Annotated in this window: 19 protein-coding genes and 1 pseudogene; 11 read left to right on the forward strand and 9 right to left on the reverse strand. The window is 72.2% G+C overall.

Annotated elements, in window-relative coordinates; all coding sequences use genetic code 11:
* Positions 1 to 10: 10 nt before the first annotated feature.
* The 7 genes from ACFHVL_RS02300 to ACFHVL_RS02330 are packed head-to-tail and all read right to left on the reverse strand — an operon-like array spanning position 11 to position 6559.
* Positions 11 to 850 (reverse strand): class I SAM-dependent methyltransferase, encoded by an 840-nt coding sequence (locus ACFHVL_RS02300; protein ID WP_416625108.1) that lies wholly within the window; start codon positions 848 to 850, stop codon positions 11 to 13.
* Positions 847 to 2109 carry an MFS transporter gene (locus tag ACFHVL_RS02305; RefSeq protein ID WP_416625110.1) on the reverse strand — a complete coding sequence of 421 codons (1263 nt, stop codon included), beginning with the start codon at positions 2107 to 2109 and terminating at the stop codon, positions 847 to 849. The genes ACFHVL_RS02300 and ACFHVL_RS02305 overlap by 4 nt, the downstream gene beginning before the upstream one ends.
* The gene (locus ACFHVL_RS02310) at positions 2106 to 3125 is read right to left on the reverse strand and encodes an enolase C-terminal domain-like protein (protein WP_416625111.1); all 1020 of its coding nucleotides are present in this window, start codon (positions 3123 to 3125) and stop codon (positions 2106 to 2108) included. Before ACFHVL_RS02310 ends, ACFHVL_RS02305 begins: the two co-directional genes overlap by 4 nt.
* Positions 3122 to 4174, reverse strand: coding sequence for a PLP-dependent cysteine synthase family protein (locus tag ACFHVL_RS02315; protein WP_416625113.1), 1053 nt, complete (start codon positions 4172 to 4174; stop codon positions 3122 to 3124). The genes ACFHVL_RS02310 and ACFHVL_RS02315 overlap by 4 nt, the downstream gene beginning before the upstream one ends.
* Positions 4171 to 5025 (reverse strand): Rossmann-like domain-containing protein, encoded by an 855-nt coding sequence (locus ACFHVL_RS02320; protein WP_416625115.1) that lies wholly within the window; start codon positions 5023 to 5025, stop codon positions 4171 to 4173. The genes ACFHVL_RS02315 and ACFHVL_RS02320 overlap by 4 nt, the downstream gene beginning before the upstream one ends.
* On the reverse strand, positions 5022 to 6332 hold the full coding sequence (locus tag ACFHVL_RS02325) for an ATP-grasp domain-containing protein (protein WP_416625116.1): 1311 nt from the start codon (positions 6330 to 6332) through the stop codon (positions 5022 to 5024). Before ACFHVL_RS02325 ends, ACFHVL_RS02320 begins: the two co-directional genes overlap by 4 nt.
* Positions 6236 to 6559: an SAM-dependent methyltransferase gene (locus ACFHVL_RS02330; protein ID WP_416625359.1), complete on the reverse strand. Its 324-nt coding sequence runs from the start codon at positions 6557 to 6559 to the stop codon at positions 6236 to 6238. The genes ACFHVL_RS02325 and ACFHVL_RS02330 overlap by 97 nt, the downstream gene beginning before the upstream one ends.
* Positions 6560 to 6775: 216 nt before the next feature.
* Here ACFHVL_RS02330 and ACFHVL_RS02335 point away from each other — a divergent pair.
* Both ACFHVL_RS02335 and ACFHVL_RS02340 read left to right on the forward strand, forming a co-directional pair.
* Positions 6776 to 6901: pseudogene (locus tag ACFHVL_RS02335) on the forward strand (oxidoreductase); the annotation flags it as partial.
* A gap of 10 nt (positions 6902 to 6911) precedes the next feature.
* Positions 6912 to 7718 (forward strand): YaaA family protein, encoded by an 807-nt coding sequence (locus tag ACFHVL_RS02340; RefSeq protein ID WP_416625117.1) that lies wholly within the window; start codon positions 6912 to 6914, stop codon positions 7716 to 7718.
* A gap of 73 nt (positions 7719 to 7791) precedes the next feature.
* On the opposite strand, the gene ACFHVL_RS02345 is transcribed toward ACFHVL_RS02340, so the two are convergent.
* On the reverse strand, positions 7792 to 8340 hold the full coding sequence (locus ACFHVL_RS02345; RefSeq protein WP_416625119.1) for a class I SAM-dependent methyltransferase: 549 nt from the start codon (positions 8338 to 8340) through the stop codon (positions 7792 to 7794).
* A 28-nt stretch (positions 8341 to 8368) separates the two neighbouring features.
* Here ACFHVL_RS02345 and ACFHVL_RS02350 point away from each other — a divergent pair, with 28 nt between their 5' ends.
* Positions 8369 to 8839 (forward strand): MerR family transcriptional regulator, encoded by a 471-nt coding sequence (locus tag ACFHVL_RS02350; RefSeq protein WP_416625121.1) that lies wholly within the window; start codon positions 8369 to 8371, stop codon positions 8837 to 8839.
* Here ACFHVL_RS02350 and ACFHVL_RS02355 read toward each other — a convergent pair.
* The gene (locus tag ACFHVL_RS02355) at positions 8771 to 9520 is read right to left on the reverse strand and encodes a prepilin peptidase (RefSeq protein WP_416625361.1); all 750 of its coding nucleotides are present in this window, start codon (positions 9518 to 9520) and stop codon (positions 8771 to 8773) included. The genes ACFHVL_RS02350 and ACFHVL_RS02355 overlap by 69 nt on opposite strands.
* 92 nt (positions 9521 to 9612) lie before the next feature.
* On the opposite strand from ACFHVL_RS02355, the gene ACFHVL_RS02360 reads away from it, so the two are divergent.
* The 8 genes from ACFHVL_RS02360 (at position 9613) to ACFHVL_RS02395 (ending at position 16785) form a co-directional block, all read left to right on the forward strand.
* Entirely contained in the window at positions 9613 to 9879 is a 267-nt protein-coding gene (locus ACFHVL_RS02360; RefSeq protein WP_416625122.1) for a hypothetical protein, read from the forward strand.
* A gap of 305 nt (positions 9880 to 10184) precedes the next feature.
* Positions 10185 to 10709, forward strand: a complete 525-nt coding sequence (locus tag ACFHVL_RS02365; RefSeq protein ID WP_416625362.1) for a hypothetical protein — start codon at positions 10185 to 10187, stop codon at positions 10707 to 10709.
* Positions 10703 to 11665 (forward strand): hypothetical protein, encoded by a 963-nt coding sequence (locus ACFHVL_RS02370; protein WP_416625124.1) that lies wholly within the window; start codon positions 10703 to 10705, stop codon positions 11663 to 11665. Before ACFHVL_RS02365 ends, ACFHVL_RS02370 begins: the two co-directional genes overlap by 7 nt.
* Positions 11662 to 12312 carry an SAF domain-containing protein gene (locus tag ACFHVL_RS02375; RefSeq protein WP_326550835.1) on the forward strand — a complete coding sequence of 217 codons (651 nt, stop codon included), beginning with the start codon at positions 11662 to 11664 and terminating at the stop codon, positions 12310 to 12312. Before ACFHVL_RS02370 ends, ACFHVL_RS02375 begins: the two co-directional genes overlap by 4 nt.
* Positions 12313 to 12316: 4 nt before the next feature.
* Positions 12317 to 13117 carry a ParA family protein gene (locus tag ACFHVL_RS02380; RefSeq protein WP_326550834.1) on the forward strand — a complete coding sequence of 267 codons (801 nt, stop codon included), beginning with the start codon at positions 12317 to 12319 and terminating at the stop codon, positions 13115 to 13117.
* Positions 13107 to 15011, forward strand: coding sequence for a CpaF family protein (locus ACFHVL_RS02385; RefSeq protein ID WP_416625127.1), 1905 nt, complete (start codon positions 13107 to 13109; stop codon positions 15009 to 15011). The genes ACFHVL_RS02380 and ACFHVL_RS02385 overlap by 11 nt, the downstream gene beginning before the upstream one ends.
* Entirely contained in the window at positions 15008 to 15916 is a 909-nt protein-coding gene (locus ACFHVL_RS02390) for a type II secretion system F family protein (RefSeq protein WP_416625128.1), read from the forward strand. The genes ACFHVL_RS02385 and ACFHVL_RS02390 overlap by 4 nt, the downstream gene beginning before the upstream one ends.
* Positions 15916 to 16785, forward strand: coding sequence for a type II secretion system F family protein (locus ACFHVL_RS02395; protein ID WP_416625364.1), 870 nt, complete (start codon positions 15916 to 15918; stop codon positions 16783 to 16785). Before ACFHVL_RS02390 ends, ACFHVL_RS02395 begins: the two co-directional genes overlap by 1 nt.
* The last annotated feature ends 36 nt before the right edge of the window (positions 16786 to 16821 follow it).

Below are 16821 nucleotides of genomic sequence, written 5' to 3' on the forward strand. Positions count from 1 at the left end.
AGAGGGGATTTCAGGCCGCGTCGTCGCGGCGGCGGGCGACCAGGTGCAGGCGGTCGCCGTGTAGACCGGTCGCCAGCTCGGCGCCGGAATGCCAGGGTGGTTCGGTACGCGGTCCGGGGGCGTCGAACAGGGCGAGGACGTCGAACCCGGCGTGGTCCAGCAGGTGGCGCAGCTCCTGCGGAAGGAGCAGCCGCCATGCGGAGGTCTGCACCAGCTCCTGCGCCGCATCCGGCCAGGTCCATACCCGACGGCGGCGCAGCAGCTGCGCCGCCGCGTCGATCCACAGTGTGGTACGGGAAGTGTAGGTGACACCACGCCAGTGCACCGACCGAATGGTGGGCCCGTCGAGCAGGTCGGGGTTGCCGAGGAAGTACGCACCGTTGCGCATCTCGGCGACGAGCAGCCCACCGGGGGCCAGCTGCCGCCGACAGTTGGCGAGGGCGGCGGTCAGGTCGGCGTTGTCGTGGCAGTACAGCAACGCACTGTCCAGGCAGGTGATCACGTCGAAGCCGTCGCCGAGCGCGAACGTGCGCAGGTCACCTTCGACGAACCGGACCCGCTGGTGGTGGCGGCGGGCGTAGGCCAGCATCCGGGTGGACAGGTCCAACCCGGTGACGTCGTAGCCGATGCCGGCGAGGTATCCGGCGTCGCGGCCGGTGCCGCAGCCGAGGTCGAGCAGCCGCCGGCCGGACAGGTCGGGCGCGAACCGGTCGACCAGGTCGGCCACGAATCTCGCCGCCCGGTGCTCCGGGTCGGGAAACTGGGCCTCGTACAGCTGCGGGTTGTCGGTGAGCAGGTTGTCGCCGGTCACCACCGGCCCGCCCTCCCGCGTCACCACCGGCCCGCTCACCGGTCCGCCTTCCCGGCGGCGGCCGGCACCGTACGGGGGGCGAGCAGGCCCCGGCGGTGCAGCGCCCAGACGGCGGCGCCGCAGGCCAGGCCCAGCCCGGCGCAGAGCAGCCAGGCTCCGGCGGGTACGCCCTGCGCTGCCCCGTCCGGCTCGCCACCGTTCTGCATGAACCGGCCGACGGCGGTGGTGGCCAGCGCCGCTACGACCCCCGAGGCCAGGTAGAACACCCCGAAGTAGGTGCCGGTCAGCCCGTCGCGGGCGAAGCCGGGCACCAGTTCCAGCATGAACGGCTGCGCCATCATCACCCCGACCGCCAGCGCCAGCGCGGCGGCCAGCGTCGGCAGTGCCCGTACCGGGGGCGGGCCGGTCACCGGCAGCAGCGGAAGCAGGAAACCGAGACCGGCCACCGCCATTCCGGCCGCGATGGACAGCCCACGGCTGCACCGCTGGCGCAGCCACCCGGTCAACCGCACCTGCCAGACGAGTGTGACTACTGTGGACACGACGAAGAGTGCCGCCACGGCCAGCGCAGTGCCGGCGGCGGCCTCGGCCTGCACCGGCAACACCAGGTAGAGCTGGGTCTGCAGGGCGAACAGCGCGCTCAACGCCACCGTGAAGGCCAGGAACCGGCCGTCGGTCAGGGCCTCCCGCCAGTCCCGGCCGACGCTCTGCCCGCTGCGGGTCACCGGATGCGGCGGCAGGACCCGCAGCTGCGCCACGGTCAGCCCGGCGAACACCACCGTCGCGCCGATCGCGGCGGCCCGGAAGTCGACCAGCAGCAGCGCGCTGCCGAGCAGCGGCCCGAGCAGTGCACCCGCACTGGCGAAGACGTTGAACAGGGCGAACGCCTCGGCCCGGCGCTCGGGGGCGGCCTGGGCGAGGTAGGCGCGTACCGCCGGGTTGAACAGCGCCCCGGCCAGCCCGGTCAGCACCGAGGCGGCCAGCAGCGCGGGCAGCGACCCGCCGACCGCGAACACCGCGAAGCCGACCGCCCGCAGCCCGCAACCGGCGATGATCACGCCGCGGGCGCCGAGCCGGTCGGCGGCCGACCCACCGACCAGGAACAACCCTTGCTGGCTCAGGTTGCGCACGCCGAGGACCAGGCCGACCAGGGTGGCCGACAGGCCGATGTCGTCACGCAGGTAGCCGGCCAGGTAGGGCAGCAGCATGTAGAAGCCGACGTTGACGCCGAGCTGATTGACCACCAGGAGCCGGATCGCCGGCGGGAAACTGGTCAGCGTCGTCCAGGTCGCCCTCACCGCGCCGCCTCCGTCACGCCGAGGCCGGGGGTGTCCGCCAGACGCAGCACGCCGTCGTGGCCGCCGATCCCGGTCCACGGGTCGTCGGCGATCAGCAGGTGTCCGTCCAGGTCGACCCAGCGGGCGAGGCCGGCCAGGTGCACGGCCGGTGCGACGCCGAGCGTGCTGGCGGCCAGGCAGCCGAGCATGATGTCCAGGCCGCGTTCCCGGGCGGCGTCGGCGATCCGGGTGGCGGCGGCGATTCCGCCGCACTTGGCCAGTTTGACGTTGACCCCGGCGACGGTCCCGGTGAGTCGGTCCAGGTCGGCCAGGCACTCGGCGTCCTCGTCGGCGACGACCGGGATCGCGGTGCTGGCGGCCACCCGAGCCAGCAAGTCGGGCCGTCCCGGCGGGATCGGCTGCTCGACGGCGTCGATCCGGTACGGGGTGAGCCCGTCGAGCAGCCGTACCGCCTGCTCGGCGGACCAGCCGCCGTTGGGGTCGAGCAGCAGCCGGGCCGACGGCGCCTCGGCGCGTACCGCCGCCACCCGGGCCACGTCGGCGTCGTCGCCGGCCTTCACCTTCAGTACCACGAACCCGGCGGCGACCAGCCGCCGCGCGGCCGCCGCCGCGGCCGCGACCGGCACCAGACCGATCGTGTACGCCGTGGCGACCGGCGTGGGCACCGGCACTCCCAGCTCTCGGTGCACCGGGAGCCCGCTGGCCTGGCCGAGCAGGTCGTGCACGGCCGTGTCCAACGCCGAGAGCACTCCGGGCGGTCCGTCGAACAGGCTCAGCTCGTCGCGCAGGGCCGTCGGATCCGGGTAGCGGGCGAGCTGACCGGTCCAGCCGGCACAGGTCCGTTCGATCGCGGCCCGGTCGAGTCCGTAGTAGCGGCTGGTGACGACCTCGCCGTGGCCGGTGCGCCCATCGTGGGTGACGGTCAGCCGGACCGCTTCGCGGTGTGCCATCACCGACCGGGAGATGCGCAGCGGTTCGCGCAGCACCAGCTGGTACGAGTGCCAGGACAGTTTCATGCCGGCACCCGCTCATGGCGCAGCGGGTCGTCGGCCACCCGGCAGCGGCTCCACCGGGTGACCTTCACCGCACCGGCGTGCGGTATCTCGACCGGATGGCCAGGGGCGGGGCCGAGCAGCCCGTGCCGGACGCACCAGCCGTCGTCGAAGATGGAGTCGAGGTAGCGGTGCGGGCCGTCGGGGAAGACCGCCAGCACCCGGGTGTCCGGCTGGGTGCGTGCCGCCCAGGCTGCCACCCTGGCGACCGCGCCGGTGGACCACCCGCCGGTGACGAACGCCGTACGGGCCAGCCGGCGGCAGGTGTCCACCGCTTCCGCCGGCCCCAACCAGTGCACCTCGTCGAACGCCGGATAGTCCACGTTGTTCGGATAGATGCTGCTACCCAGCCCGCGCATCACCCGCCGCCGGGCCGGCTGGCCGAAGATCGTCGAACCGATCGAGTCCACGCCGATCAGGCGCAGCTGCGGCCAGTACCGGCGCAGCGTCCGGGCCAGTCCGGCGCTGTGCCCACCGGTGCCGACGCTGCACACCAGCACGTCCACCGCGTCTACCTGGGCGGCGATCTCGTCGCCGAGGCCCGCATACCCGGCGACGTTGTCGGGGTTGTGGTACTGGTCCGGCCAGTACGCGCCGGGCAGCGCCGCCAGCACCTGCGTCAGCCGCTCCCGGCGGGCCTGCTGCCAGCCACCCGTCGGGTGGGGCCGGTCGACCACCTCCAGCCGTGCCCCGTACGCGCGCAGCAGCGCCCGCATCGACGGCTCCAGCTCCCGGTCGACGACCAGCACCACCGGGTGGCCGAGGGCCTGACCGGCGAACACCAGTCCGATGCCGAGGGTGCCGCTGGTCGACTCCACCACCGGTGCGCCGTCGCGTAGCTCGCCGCGTCGCCGCGCGCCGGCCAGCATCGCCACCGCCGCGCGGGCCTTCATCCCGCCCGGCGCGGCGGACTCGACCTTCGCCCAGAAGCCGCCGTGCGGGTGCGGCAGCGGCGCGTCGACGTACACCAGCGGGGTGTGCCCCACCAGGTTCAGCAGCTGCGGTGCTCTCACCCGGACACCCCGTACTGGTAGACGGTGGTGGGGCCGCCGTCGAGCCAGAAGAACGGGTACGGCTCGGCCGACACCGCCGTCAGCCCGGCGCCGCGGAACCACGGCAGCACCGCGCTACCGGTCTGCGCGAACGCCACGAACGGCTTGCCCTCGGCGGCGGCGTGGGCCAGTAGCGGCTCGAAGGTTCCGTTGCCGAGCGTCATCCCCGAGGCGAGGATCGCGTCGCAGCGGTCCAGCAGCGCCGCGGCGTCGGGCAGACACGGCTCGTCCCATTCGGTGCGGCCGCCGGCCAGGTCGCACGGCAGGTACCGTCGGTCGGCGGCGCGGAGCCGGGCCAGCAGCGAGTTCACCACCCCGACGACCAGGACCGGGCCGCTGGTAGCCGGCAGCAGGTCGACCACGGCGGCGGCCCGGGCCTGCGACTTGGCCAGCGAGCTGCCGGCGGGGACGGTGACCACCGTGTCGGCCGCCTCGGCGTGCGGGCGCTGCGCCATCAGGTACGCGTCCAGCGCGGCCACCCGTACCGGCGGCAACGGGTGGGCGAGCAGATCGGCGACCGAGGCGCCGACGCAGTCGTAGACGACCTCGTCGGGCAGCTCCCCGGGCTCGACCGCGCAGGAGCCCACCGCCGCGTCGACCCGCAAGCTCAGTACCTGGTTGCGGTAGCTGCGGAACCGACTTGCGTGCCGCGCGCCCTGCCTGGTCACGAATCCCACGCTGACCTGCCGGCAAGCCGGATCCGCGCCGTGTCGTCCGGCCCGTACCGCGTCGATCAGTGCGGCGAGGGACCGGTACGCCGGCCGGGCCGGCGATTCGGACGCCGCCGGGGTGCTGTCGGTGGCCGCCGTCATACCGCCGCTCCGGCCGGCGCGGCGGCGGACCGGTCCCGGTCGGTGCTGCCGTCCTCGTCGACGTAGCCGACGCGTACCTGTGCGGCCAGGCCGTCGGCGACGGTCCGCGCGCCGGCCCCGGCCGTGTCGACCACCATCACGTGGCCCAGGTAGTCGTTGTTGCTGCCGCTGTCACCGGCCCGGTGGCCGGCGGGTTTCACCGACCAGTCGACCACCCGCGGGTCTGTCCGCCAGGCCCGGGTTCCGTCGATCCGGGCGATGGCACCGGGGCGCGGCGGCAGCACGAACGCGATCGCCGCGCTGCGTACGCCGGTGTCGGCGGGTGCGAGGTCGGCGGTCTCGCCGAGCGCCAGTTGTGCGTACACCATGGGCAGGTCGATGCCGGTGACCCGGCGCACCAGCTCGGTGATCTGGTTGCCGGCCGGCCGGGGGTTGACCTCCACCACCCGTGGTCCGGTCGGGGTCAACCGCAGTTCGGTGTGGGCGACGCCGCGGTCCAGCCCGACCGCCGCCAGCGCGGACACCGCCACCTCACCGGCCCTGCGGGTGGTCGCCGGGTCGAGCAGCGCCGGGAACATGTGTCCGGTCTCGACGAACCCAGAGGCGCCGCCGAGGCTCTTGTCGGTCACTCCGACGACCGTCGTGTCCCCGTCCACGGTGACCGTCTCCACGCTCACCTCCGGGCCGGACAGCAGCTCTTCCAGCAGCACAGTCGGCACCCGGGGCTGGTGTCGGGCGTTGACCGGGAACCCGGTGAGGGCGTCGAACGCCGCCCGCAGCCCGGCCTCGTCGGCAACTTCGCGCACGTACATGCCGGCGCAGAGGTCGACCGGTTTGACCACCAGCGGGAAGCCCAGCTCCCGAGCGGTCCGTGCGACGTCGGACCAGCTCTGCGCGAGCGCGTACCGGGGTTGCGGCACGCCGGCGGCGTCCATCGCCGCTCGGGCGAGGTCCTTGCGGTACGCGCGGCGCACCGCCGCCGGGTCCGCGCCGGGTAGTCCCAGGTGGGCGGCCAGCTGGGCGGTGGTGTCGAGGTAGTAGTCGCAGGAGGTGAGTACGGCGTCGAAGCGCAGCGCCCGGTGCAGCTGTTCCGCGTGCTCCAACAGTCCGGGCAGGTCGTTGGTCTCGGCGGTCAGCACGTTGTGGGCGCCGAGCAGCGGATGCGCACCTCCGGCCGGTGCGCCGCGCAGGTAGTGGTGCAGGTCCCGGGTCAGGAAGGAGAACCGGTGCCCGGCCTCCAGTACCGCCCTGGGCAGCAGGCGGGCCATCGCGCCGACCCAGCTCTCCACCAGCAACACATGCGCCATCGACGTCTCCTCGCTCGACAACCGGCATGGCGATGATAACGGTTTTCGTTTCCTAGCGTAAGGCAGCTGGTCCGGCAGGTGGTCAGCGACCTCGTGGGTGTTGTCCGCCGAGGCAAGCCGGTGCCGACATCGAGGAACTGCCGGATACCGGCATCCTCGACAAGGAACGAGACGACGCGCCCGGGGAACGCGCGCTCGGACCCGGCCCCGATGGGAATGTCCAGGATGGCGGCCGGGGGAGCGGGGCGGGTCGCGCTACCGGACGTCGGTCACGCAGTCGGCGTCGTGGCAGGCGGGGCAGTCCGGCAGCGGTTCTCGTGGTCAGGGATAATTCAGCCCTGTCTTGGGCGCGCTGGATGGCAAGCAGGGCAGGCGACCCGGTGTCCGACGGTCCAGCGGCTCGGGCCTGATCATGAAGCAGGGAAACGACCTTGACGATGAAACGCCGTTCACCGGTCATGGTCCCGATTCCGGGCACGTCCCCGGTCACTCACCTCGAGGAGAACATGGGCGCGGCCGGCATCGAACTGACCGACGAGGAGTTCGACCTCCTCTCCAGCGCCTCCTGAAGCCGGCTTGATGATCATCCTGATCCACAGTTCAAAGACGATGCGTCCACCGCCGGAGGCGCTCGGTCGCGGAACACTCGGGGTGCCGGCTCTGCTGGAGCGCTCCACCGAGTTGATCACGTACCTGCGGACCCTGTCGGACGCTCAGCTCGGCCGGATGATGGCCGTCTCGGCCGAGCTGGCGGCTCGGACGAAGCAGCAGTACGCCGAGTGGAGTGCCGAGCCGCAGCGGCAGAGCCCGGCGGCGACGGCGTTCGTCGGCGACATCTACAGCGGGCTGCAGGTCGACACGTTCAGCGCGGCGGACCGGGCACACGCCGACCACCACCTGCGAATCCTTTCCGGCCTGTACGGGATCCTGCGCCCCTTCGACGGTGTCTGCCCGTACCGGCTGGAGATGGGCTACCGGCTGCCGGCCACCGCACCGAACGCCAGCCTCTACCGGTTCTGGGGAGGGTCGATCGCCGCGCAGCTGCCCGCGGACGGCCGGATCGTCAACCTCGCCGCGAACGAGTACAGCAAGGCCGTACTGCCACATGTCGACGCCGGTCGGGTGGTCACCCCCAGGTTCCTGACCGTCGATCCCGCGTCGGGCAGGCCGAAGTTCGTGGTGGTCCACGCCAAGATCGCTCGCGGCGCGCTCGCCCGCTGGCTGGTGCGCCGGCGGGTCGCCGACGCTGTCGAGGACCCGGTCGACGTGCTGTGCGGGTTCGACGACATCGGCTACCGCTACGACGAGGCGGCCAGTACGCCGGCCGAGCCGACCTTCGTCTGCCAGGAGTTCGGCGGCAAGGGTTTGTCGGTCCGGCTCACCTGAGCCCGGTGTCGTTGACTGATCCGGATTCTGGTCCGCGGTCACCAGTGGTCAGACGGCTTGCCACCTGGTCCGGTCAGGGACGGCGGGCGGCCAGCCGTTCGATCAGGCCGAGCCGTAGCCGGCGCCGGCGCTCGGCGACGAATCCCTGCCGTAGCGCCAGATCGGCCGGTCGGGTCTGCCGCCAGCGGCGTTCGTAGTGGTCGAGCAGCAGCAGCCGGCCACCGGGTCGCAGCACCCGGTGCATCTCGGCGAGGGCGCCTTCCCGGTCGGCCACGGCGCAGAGCGCCAGGGTGCAGACGACGGCGTCGAACGATGCGTCGGCGTACGGCAACGTGGTGGCGTCGGCCTGGCGAATCTCGATGTCCCGGCCCAGGGTGGCGGCACGGTTGCGGGCGACGTCGAGCATGCCGGCGCTGGAGTCGATGGCGACGAGGGTCACCCCCGGCGGGTAGAACGAGAAGTTGCGGCCGGTGCCGGCGGCGACTTCCAGGGTGCGGCCGGTGGCCTGTTCACACAGCCAGGCACGGCTGTCTCCGACGATCAGTCGTTCGGCGCGCAGCCCGATGGTGTCGTAGCGGGCGGCGCGGCGGTCCCAGGGGTTCGTGGTGTTCGGCTTGACCATGGCTCCCACTCTGCATGTTAATGTCAACATGAAGTCAACTCACCTCTCCGCCGAGTTCAGCATCGGCGAGCTTGCCGGCCACTTCGGGCTGGCCACCCACGTGCTGCGGCACTGGGAGTCGGCGGGGTTGCTGCAGCCGGCGCGGCGGGTCAACGGACGCCGCCGGTACACCGCCGAACACCGGACCCGGGTGGCGATCATCGTGCACGGCCGGCAGGCCGGTTTCCCGCTGGACGAGCTGCGCCACCTGCTCACCGCAGGCGACGGCGCCGGCCGGCGTGAGGTGCTGCGCCGGCAGTCGGCGGCGCTGGCCACCCGGATCGACCAGCTGGCCATCTCGAAGGAGCTCGTCGACCATGCGCTCGGCTGCGCGGCGGAGGATTTCCTGCAGTGCCCGGAGTTCCTGCGCCTGGTGCACCCGCTCGCCCCGTCAGCCGGCTGTCAACACACCGACGACCGCTCCGAGCACCAGGAAGGGACCGAACGGCAACTGCTGTGACCAGCTGATCCGCCTGGCGGCGAGGAGCAGCACCGCCGTCACGCCGGAGCCGAGGAAGGCGACCAGCATGCCGAGCAGGACGACCGGCCAGCCGAACCAGCCGAGGACCGCGCCGATGCTCAACGCCAGCTTCGCGTCACCCAGCCCGAACCCTCGGGTGCCGAAGACCAGCGTGGTCGCCGCGAACAGCAACGCGAGACCGCCGGCGGCGGCGATCGCCCGCACCCAGGCAGCCGGCTCGCCGGTGACCCCGGCGGCGAGGCCGAGCAACGCCCAGCTGCCGGCGGCGGCCGGGTAGGTCAGCCGGTCCGGTAGTCGATGCACGGCGACGTCGACGAAGGCCAACGGGATCATCCAGCCGGTCCACCAGACCAACGCGACGGTGACCGGCCAGGGATGACCGGCCGACAGGGTCGTCACCAGCGCCAGCACCGCGACCGCTTCGACGGCGAAGGGCGGGGCACCGATCCGCGTACCGCAGGCGGAGCAGCGGGCCAGCGGCGACAAGGCGCGTGGTGGTCCGGCCGCATCGATCGGCGTGCGGCACCCTGGGCAGGCGGTGCGCCACGGTTCGCCGGGCGGGACCGAGTGGGTGGCGACGGCCCAGCGCAGCACGGGCGTGATCGCGAGTACGCCGAGCAGCCGACCCCATCGACGGCCCGACCCCCCGGCGGTACGCAGATCCGCCCGGCTGCCAACCGGACGCTCGCTGCGCACGGTCACCGGCACCACCGGCCGACACCCCGGCAACCCAGGTCACCGTAAGTAGTTTCATGATCGCTGACGCTGGGTTGATCACCGGTCGACCCGGCCCTGCCGGCGGGCTCACGGGCACCACGGTCGTCGTCTCGGCGACAGCAGGACGCCGCCCACCAGCCAGGTTCCAAATGGGACAGAATGCGATCGTTGCCGGCAATTCGCTGGGGTCGCTGCCCGTTTTTGATCAGTCCAGCGGCCTTGACATCCGCCCCCTCGTGCTTGCCGAGGAAAAGGCCGGAATGGAAGAGCATCGAACCGCCTCCCGCTGCCACCAGACTTGAAGATCGTGACCCTGAGTATTGCTCGGAATTGCCCCTGTTGCTGTCGCGAACGTCAGCCTATGCTCCCCCATTGAGCGATGCACTACCGCCGGGAAACATCCGACCGACCGGCGGAATTGCATCGTCGGCACGTAGTCGGACCAGCCGGAGGCAGCCCTGGGTCATTCCAGCGGACAGTACAGCAGCACGCCGACACATCGATGTTGGCATTAGTGCCGGTGGCCTTCCGCCATGATGGCCAGGCCGGCAGGCACCGAGGAGGACGGACCGTGGGGCCGACGCAGCCACGCTGGGCAGCGAGGACGCTGGCCGCGACACTGTTCGCGGTAGCCGTCCTCAGCGCCTGCGCCACCGAGTCCTCCGCCACGCTGCCGCCGCTGCGGGCACCGGCGGCAACCGACGAACCCGCGGCCGCCGACGCCGCCGCCGCGGCGCTCGCGGCCTACACCGGCTACCTCGCCGCCGCCGAGGAAGCCGAGCACGAAGCCGACCACAATCATCCCGATCTAAAGAAGTACCTGGGTGATCCGCTCTTGACACAGGTGCGGCTGGGCATTCGAGAAGCGAAGGAGCACGGCGCCATGCGTACCGGCTCGCTAATCTCCGAACCAACGGTGACCGAGGTCAATCTGGATTCGGTTCCGGCGACGGTGGTGATCCAGGACTGCCTGGACGCCACGAATTACCGGATGGTCTACGCCGACGACACCGACAAGCTCGTCCCCGGCATGCAGGTCGGCCGCTACCTGGCCACCGCCACCGCGACCCGGTACGACGACGGTCGCTGGTTGATCAGCAACGGCTCCGCGCACCGGGACCAGCCATGCTGACCAGGGTCGATGCCCCGAGACGTCGGCGGTTCGCCGGCCTGGCGGTCGTCGCCCTGCTGGCCAGCACCGGGCTCACCGCTGTCAGCCTGGCCACCGCCGGGCCGGCAGCCGCGCAGAGCGGTGGCGGCTGCGGCGGGGTCACCCAACCCGTGTGCGACGGCTGGGTCGAGGAGCCGGGCAATCCTGGCAATCCCGGTGGCCCCGGCGGTGGCGGCCCCGGACCCGGCAACGGTGGTGGCGGCAGCGCAGCCCCCTGCTACCGCAACGGCGTCGAGCTGCCCTGCTACGACAGTGTCGTCGGCTGGTTCAACCGCGAGGACGGGTGCTACTACCAGGCGTTCGAGCCGCAGCCACCGGGCGATGGCCACGAGGGGCAGACGGCGTACCGGACCAGTTGCATCGCCGGTCAGTCCTCTTCGGAGCCGGTCTGGCGGGACGACCCGCCGCCCGGCTTCGAAGAAGCCCCACCCGACCCGGACGAGCTGCGCCGATACGCGTACGCCCAGATCCGGTTCGACCCTCCGGTGATCCACACCGCGCCCGGCTCCGGCAAGGCCGGCCTGGTCGGGTTGCCGGTCTGGATCTGGTCACAACCCAACCGCTCCGTCTGGGGGCCGCTCGAAGGGCGCGAACGCGACCGCGACGTCAGCGTGCTGGTGGAGGCCGAAGTCGCCGAGATCGAAATCACGATGGGCAACGGTGACACGGTCACCTGCGCGCCCGACGACGTCTTCACTGCGTACGACCCGGACCGCCGCGACCCGTGGGACCCCGACTGCGGCTACGAGCCGGGCTACCCGGCGCCGGGCAGCTACGAGGTCGTCGCCAGCGTCCAATGGGATGTTTCCTGGTACATCAACGGGGAGTTCCAGGACATCTTCGACAGCGTGACGACGACCAACAGCGACAATCCGGCGATCGTCGAGATCGATGAGCTTCAGGTGGTACGGGAATGACCGTGGCGACCACACGTACCGACCCTGGTGGCGTCGACGCCCCGGTCAGCCCGCCGAAGATCGTCCGGCAGCGGCGGGTGCGTCCCGGGCTGCTCGGCCTGGCGGTGCTGCTGATCGCCCTCGGCGGGCTCGGATCCGCGTTCGCGGTCACCTCGGTGCGGGCCACCGGCTCCTACCTGGCCATCGCCCGGGACGTGCCGGTCGGCACCGTGCTCTCCGCCGACGACCTGATGACCGTGCAGGTCGCCGGTGGGCAGGCGCTCTCCCCGGTGCCGGCCAGCCAGCTCGATCAGGTGATCGGGCTGCGGGCGGCGGTCGCCCTGGTGCCGGGCAGCCTGCTCACCCCGGCCCAGCTGACCAACGAGCCGATGATCGGGCCGGACCAGCAGCAGATCGCCCTCGGGCTGCAGGCCGACCAGGTGCCGGCCCGGCAGCTGCATCCCGGCGACAAGGTGCTGCTGGTCGGCACCCCGGCCCGGGGCGACGGTGACGCGGTGACCCGGTTCGAGTCGACCGTGATCGACGTCGCGCCCAACGAGCGCAGCGGGGTCATCGTCTACCTGGCGCTGGCCTCCCGGGACGTGCCGGCGGTCGTGGTGCTCGCCGCGGAGAGTCGGATCGCGGTAGTGCTGACCTCGGCGGCCTGACCCGATGGCCATCGTCGCCCTCGTCTCCGCAAAGGGCTCCCCCGGAGTCACCACCAGCGCGCTGGCCTGCACGCTGTCCTGGCATCACCGGGTGGTACTCGCCGAGTGCGACCCGGCCGGCGGTTCGCTGATGGCCGGCTACCTGGGCGGCGCGTTGGACGGCCCGCGCGGAATCGGGGAGCTCGCGGTCAGCGAGCTGCGCGACGGCAACCTGGAAGAGGCGTTCTGGGCGCAGTTGGTCGATCTGGACGCGCCCCGACGGGAACGGCTGCTGCTGCCCGGCGTGGTCGATCCGACGCAGATCGGCAGCGTACTGCCGCTGTGGCAGCGCTTCGCCGACTTCTTCACCAGCCTGGAGCGGGGCCGGCCACCGTACGACGTGATCGTCGACTGTGGTCGCCTGTACGTGGGGAGCCCGCCCTGGCCGATCCTGCGGGCCGCCACGATCGTCCTGGTGGTGGCGGCCGCCCACCTGCCCGACCTGTCGAGTGCCCGAGCCGCCGTGACCGCGATCGAGCGCGACTTCGCCGAACACCGGGTGCCCCCGGGGTCGCTGCGGTTGCTGCTGGTCGGCGACGGGCACAGTCGGGCCGAGATCAGCAGGGCGCTGCAACTGCCGGTGATCGCCCGGCTGCCGGCCGATCCGCGGACCGCCGAGGTGCTCAGCCACGGCGGCACCGTCAAGCTCAACCGGCCGCTGCTGCGGGCGGCCGGGGCGCTGGAGGTCCCGGTCCGGTCGTTGATCGAGCGACGGCAGGCCCGGCTGCGCTGGCCCGCGTTGGAAGGAGCGCCCAATGCGGTTTGAACCGGTGCTGAACGATCCCCGCGACGATCCCGCCGACGACCAACGGCGGCGACCAGCCCAGCCGCAGCAGCCCGCTCAGCCGCAGCCCGGTCAGCCACCGCCCGGTCAGCCACCGCAGCCTTGGCATGGTCGGCCGGACGCGGTCACCTCGATCACGCCGCCGCTGGGCCCCAACGGCATCCCCGGCGAAACCGCACCGCACGACAACGCGCTGCCCGCCGGACGACACAACTGGCCGCTGATCGCCCCGGTGAGCGCGGTGCCCATTACACCGCCGGTGCCCACTGTGCCGCCGGTGCCCGGCATTCCAGTGCCGCCACGGCTGGACAGGCCGGTGGCACCGCGTACCGGCGGAGCCGTCCGGCCGGCACGGCAACCCGGCGCGGCACCACCCACCCTGCCCGCCGCGGTCCCGACCAACGGCCACCGCCCGGCAGCGGGCGGCGGCCCGGCCAACAGCGGCCCGCCCACCGGCGGCACCGCGACCATCGGCAGCGGGCCACCCCGGCCCCGCACCGACTTCGCCCTGGTCCGCGAACTGCGCCGGGAGCTCAGCACCCGGCTGACCCGCTGGCAGCGCGGCCGCGAGTTCACCATCGACGAGGAAGACGTCGAACGGGCCCGGATCGCCATCGCGGTCGTCGCCGAGTACGCCGACCAGGCCCGCCGGGCCGGGACCCCGCTCACCGCGCACGAGGAGCGGATGCTGCTCGACCAGGTCACCGCCGAACTCGTCGGGCTCGGCCGGCTGCAGACCCTGCTGGTCGACGACACGATCGAAGAGGTGCACATCCTCGGCTGCGACCAGGTGCGGATCACCCGGCGCAGCGGGCAGGTCGACTGGCACGATCCGATCGCCGACAGCGACGACGAGCTGGTCGAGATCCTGCAGGCCGCCGCCCGGCGGGCCGGTGCCACCGAGCGCTCGCTGTCCACCTCGAAGCCGACGCTCGACCTGCAACTGCCCGACGGCAGCCGACTCGCCGCCGTCTACCTGGTCAGCCACCGCCCGTACGCGGTGATCCGCAAACACAACACCCTCGACATCAGCCTCGACGACGTGGCCGGCGGCCGGGCCGACCTGGACGAGATGATCGACGTACTGATCCGCGACTTCCTGCGGGCGTCGATGCGCGCCGGGCTGAACATCATGGTCGCCGGGCTGGCCGGAGCCGGCAAGACCACCATCATCCGGGCACTGATGAACGAGATCCCCGCCGACGAGCCGTACGTGCTGCTGGAGGAGAGCCGCGAGCTGCTGCCGGCCCGGCGCACCGACCGGCACCGGGCGGTGATGAGCTTCGAGGCCCGCGAAGGCCACGGCGAACGCGGCTTCGACGGCCGGCCGGCCGGTGAAGTCAGCATCGCCGACCTGATCCCGGTCTCGCTGCGGATGGGCGTGCTGCGGATCATCGTCGGCGAGGTCCGCTCCCGGGAGATCGTCCCGATGCTGCAGGCGATGACCACCAGCCGGGGCTCGATGTGCACGATCCACGCCCGTACCCCGTCCGGGGTCGGTGAACGGATCGTCGAGCTGGCGCTGTCGCACGGCCGGGAGATGACCGTCGACCAGGCGCGGCGGATGGCCGGCAACGCCCTCGACCTGATCGTGTACGTCGCGGTCGACGACGAGACCGGCATCGGCGGGCGTAAACACCGCTTCATCTCGCACATCGAGGAAGTGATCGGCGTCGGCGAGGGCGGCCGGATCTCCACCACCACAGTCTTCGGCCCCGGGCCGGACGGCCGGGCCATCCCCCGGCACCTGCCCGAACGCGTCCGCGAGCAGTTGCTGCGGATTGGCTACGACGTCCGCGGGCTCACCCGTTACATCGAGGCCGGGGTCGGCGGTTGGCGCCGGCCCAAGCACAGTGTGCTGCGGGGGCACCGATGAACCTGCCCGCCAACATCGAGGTGCTCGCGGTGATCGCCGGGGCGGCCTGCGTCGGCGGCCTGGTCCTCGCCGTGGTCGCGTTGATCGGCACCAGCAGACCACCGGGCCCCCCGTCGCGCACCAACCGGCTGCTGCGTCGGCTCTGGCAGGGCTCCGGCACCAACCGCACCGAGCAACGCCAGCATCAGGCACTACTCGTCGCCGCCGCGCTGGCCGGCGGGTTCGCGTTCCTGATCACCGGGCTGCCAGTGGCCGGCATCCTGGTCACGGTCGCGGTGCCCGGCGCGCCGTGGCTGTTCAGCGTCGGCAAGGCGGAGCGCCGGGCGATCGCCCGCATCGAGGCCGTCGGCGAGTGGACCCGCCGGCTCAAGGACGTCTCCGGCACCGGCCAGGGCCTGCAGCAGGCGATCGTCGGGACGGTCGCGACCGCGCCAGCTGAGATCAATCCGGAGGTACGCGACCTCGCCGCCCGGTTGCAGGCGGGTTGGTTGGGGCGGACCGCGTTACTGGCGTTCGCCGACGAGATCGGTGACCCGGTGTGTGACCAGGTGGTGGCGGCGCTGATCCTGCACCTCACCGACCGGGGTGAGCGGCTCGGTGACGTGCTCGGGTCGATCGCGAACGCGGCCGCCGCCGAAGTCGCTACCCGCCGGGAAATCGAGGCCAAACGCACCCAGCCCCGGTTCGCGGTCCGGTTCCTGACCGTGATGACCCTGCTGGTCCTCGGGTACGGGCTGGTCAACCCCGACTACATGGCCCCGTACGGCACGACGACCGGGCAGGTAGTGATGATCGCCCTGGGTGTCCTGTTCGTGGCGCTGCTCGCCTGGGTGCGGCAGATGAGCACCCCACCCCGGCCGACCCGGGTCCTCGCCGCCCCGGATCCGGAGGAGGTGCTCGCGTGATCCTCAACTGGCAGTTGACCATCGCGGTGGTCGGTGGCGCGCTGGTCGGGCTCGGGGTGTTCCTGCTGATCCGGGAGACCAGCCCGGCGACGCCGGCGCTCGCTCCGGCGCTGCGCCGGCTGCACCAGGGTAAGCAACGACCGAGCGCGGTCGGCACCGGCGGTGGCGATCTGCAGTGGTTGACCGGTGTGACCCGGTGGCTGCGGCCACCGCACAGGGAGTTGGCGCTGCTCGGCCGGACCCCCGAGCAGTACGCCCTGTCGCTGCTGCTGTCGGCGCTGATCGGGCTGGCCGCGCCGCCGGTGGCGGCCATCGGGCTGGCCGCCGTCGGGATCGAACTGCCGTTGGCGCTCCCGGTGCTGGTCGGGCTGGCGTTGGCCGCCGGCGGGGCGCTGATCGCCCATCAGGATGTGCTGAGCAAGGCCAGTCAGGCCCGCCGCGAGTTCAGCCGGGCGGTCTGCACCTATCTGGACCTGGTGGCGTTGCAGATGGCGGCGGCGCACGGGCCGGTGCAGGCCCTGGAACGGGCGGCCAAGGTGTGTGACGGCTGGGTTTTCGATCGGATCCGGGAGGCGTTGCGCCTGGCCCAGCTGCAGATGCACTCACCCTGGGACGAACTGCGGGACCTGTCCGACCAGATCGGCGTACCGGAACTCGGCGACGTCGGATCGATCATGCAGTCCTCGGGCACCGAAGGTGCCCAGGTGCACGAGACGTTGCGCAGCCGCGCCGACTCGTTGCGCGACCAGATCAGGACCGACAACCTGGCCCGCGCCGAGGCGGTCACCGGCCGCCTCGACATCCCGGGTGCCTTTCTGGTCTTCGTCCTCATCGGATTCGTCCTCTACCCCTTCCTGGCCCGCATCTGACCGTGCGGACCCCGCCAGGGTCTTGAAAGGACAGCC

The organism is Micromonospora sp. LOL_023, from assembly GCF_048060115.1.
In the GTDB taxonomy this organism is placed as follows: Bacteria; Actinomycetota; Actinomycetes; order Mycobacteriales; family Micromonosporaceae; genus Micromonospora_E.